Source organism: Bacteroides sp. AM54-2NS (assembly GCF_003602935.1).
In the GTDB taxonomy this organism is placed as follows: Bacteria; Bacteroidota; Bacteroidia; order Bacteroidales; family Bacteroidaceae; genus Bacteroides; species Bacteroides xylanisolvens.
On sequence record NZ_QTMZ01000110.1, the window covers coordinates 1 to 2,538 of the forward strand.

The 2,538-nt window shown below is 50.8% G+C and carries 3 protein-coding genes and 2 pseudogenes; all 5 read left to right on the forward strand.

The genetic code is table 11. The annotated features are described in order from the left end of the window. Nucleotides 1-628 (forward strand): annotated as a pseudogene (locus DXA05_RS25885) (hypothetical protein); the annotation flags it as partial. A 65-nt stretch (nucleotides 629-693) separates the two neighbouring features. Then, a complete protein-coding gene (locus DXA05_RS25890; RefSeq protein WP_005816123.1) occupies nucleotides 694-1,095 on the forward strand; it encodes a hypothetical protein in 402 nt (133 codons plus the stop codon). 3 nt (nucleotides 1,096-1,098) lie between these two features. Next, complete coding sequence (gene traK, locus DXA05_RS25895; protein ID WP_005816126.1) at nucleotides 1,099-1,713, forward strand: conjugative transposon protein TraK; 615 nt, start codon at nucleotides 1,099-1,101, stop codon at nucleotides 1,711-1,713. Nucleotides 1,714-1,725: 12 nt separating this feature from the next. After that, on the forward strand, nucleotides 1,726-2,145 hold the full coding sequence (locus DXA05_RS25900) for a hypothetical protein (protein WP_005816127.1): 420 nt from the start codon (nucleotides 1,726-1,728) through the stop codon (nucleotides 2,143-2,145). Then, nucleotides 2,129-2,538, forward strand: a pseudogene (locus DXA05_RS25905) (conjugative transposon protein TraM); the annotation flags it as partial. The gene DXA05_RS25900 and the pseudogene DXA05_RS25905, both read left to right, overlap by 17 nt.

The following is a 2,538-nucleotide window of genomic DNA, read 5'->3' on the forward strand; positions in this document are numbered from 1 at the left end:
CAGACCCCAACCTGATAGAGGCGACGATGGAGCAGACGGGCGTGGACGAAGTGACCAACATGGAGAAGGATGCCAGCAAACTGTGGTTCACCTCACTGACGGCAGGGGCCGTGGTGGGCATCGACAAGATAGTGATGCTGATAGCCTGATCGTGTTCCGCATCGGTTGGTGGGCGACGATATACTGTCAGCAGATATTGCTCGGAATGCTCACTATATTCGGTCCAATACAATGGGCATTTTCGTTGCTGCCCAAGTGGGAAGGAGCGTGGGCGAAGTGGCTAACCCGTTATTTGACAGTTCATTTCTACGGAGCCATGCTCTACTTCGTCGGTTTCTACGTCCTGTTGCTGTTTGATATTGTGCTCTGCATACAGGTAGAGAACCTGACGGCCATCACCGCCAGTGAGCAGACGATGGCAGCCTATCTGCAAAACTCGTTCTTCTCGGCAGGCTATCTGATGGCAGCGAGCATCGTGGCGTTGAAATGCCTGAACCTCGTGCCCGACCTTGCGGCATGGATGATACCAGAGGGCGACACCGCCTTCTCAACCCGAAACTTCGGCGAGGGCGTGGCACAACAAGCCAAGATGACGGCTACGGGAACCATGGCGACCGTGATGAGATAACATGTGAGTGTGCGGTGAGTCACCGCACCTCCTATTGAAACAAATAAAAGTAACCATCAAGAAAAATGAAAGCAAAAAATGAAATTGAGCGTTGGCTCAAAGATGAGAAATTCATGGCGTTTGCCAACAAGCGTGCAAAGGAAGAGTTTTTCAATTCCGAAAACAACTACATCGACCCACAGTATGAGGAGATGGCAGAAGGCTTTGAGGATAACGACGAGTATGTAGTGCCTATGGTAGATTACCTGAGTTATCGCTTGCATCGTGCCAAAATCTACAGAAATCGACGGAGACGTGAACGTGACATCTGGTGGGTGTGGATCCAACTGAAATACGAAGGCATCTACGTAGAGGCTTGCATCAAGTATTACGCCAAACTGGTGGAAGAAGTTGAGAAGGACATATACACCATCCTGCACCGTGAATATGTGAGAATGAAGAGAAATCAGACCTCAAACAAGCAGTAACGTATGGTAATCAAGAACTTAGAAAACAAAATCAAGCTGGTGGGCATCATCTGCTCTGCGTTCCTCATGGGCTGCATCATCATCTCGGTGTCGAGCATCTGGACGGCGCGCTGCATGGTGACGGACGCGCAGCAAAAGGTGTATGTATTGGACGGCAACGTGCCCATACTGGTGAACCGCACCACGATGGAGGAAACGCTGGATGTGGAGGCAAAGAGCCATATCGAGATGTTCCACCATTACTTCTTTACGCTTGCTCCCGATGACAAGTACATCCGCTATTCGATGGAGAAGGCGATGTATTTGGTCGATGAAACTGGTTTGGCGCAGTACAATACGCTGAAGGAAAAGGGCTTTTACAACAATATCATGGGTACGAGTGCCGTGTTCAGCATCTTTTGCGACAGCATCAAGTTCAACAAGGAGAAGATGGAGTTCACCTACTACGGTAGGCAAAGGATAGAGCGAAGGAGCAATATTCTGATGCGTGAATTGGTGACGGCGGGACAGGTGAAGCGCGTGCCGAGGACGGAGAACAATCCTCATGGACTGCTCATCACGAACTGGAGAACCTTGCTCAACAAGGATATTGAGCAGAAGTCGAAGTCAAACTTCTAATATCCTAGCGGTATGAGTGTAAAAGGAATCAGACGGATGCTTGTGGGCGAGGATATGCCCGACAAGAACGACCCCAAGTACAAGAAGCGGTATGAGAAGGAGGTGGCGGCAGGGCGCAAGTTTGCCAAGACCGCGAGGATAGACCGTGCGGCGGCTAAGGTGCAAGGCTTTGCCAATGCCCACAAGACGCTGTTTCTCGTCATCGTCTTCGGCTTTGTCGCCACGTGCTTCGGCATCAACATCTACAGGATGGTGCGGTATTACGGTCATCGGACGGAGGCTGCAAGTGCCATCGAGCGGCAGGAAGGGCGCATGAAGCAGATGATGAATGCAGCCCATTGCATCACTCCTCCCGTGACGCATCGAACCAACGAGGAGAATCGAGACAAGTCAGTAACATCAAAATCAGACAGCGATGAGAATAACAGATAAGATAAACTTCCGTCAGCCGAAGTACATGCTGCCAGCCATCGTGTACATCCCGTTGATTGCCACAGGCTATTTTGTCTTTGACATGTTCAATACGGAGGTGGCGGAAACGCAGGACAAGAACCTGCAGACCACCGAGTTTCTGAACCCCAACCTGCCCGGAGCGCAGATTAAGAATGGTGACGGCATCGGTGGCAAGTATGAGAACATGGCGAAGTCGTATGGTCGCATAGCAGACTATTCGGCTGTTGATAACATTGAGCGTGACAACGAAGAAGAGAAAGAAGCGTATGAATCCAAGTACACAGAAGAAGACCTTGCGGAACTCGTCCGTCAGGCAGAAGAGAAGGACGATGCAGCCGAAGTGGCCGATGCCAAGGCGCGAGAAGCGGAAGC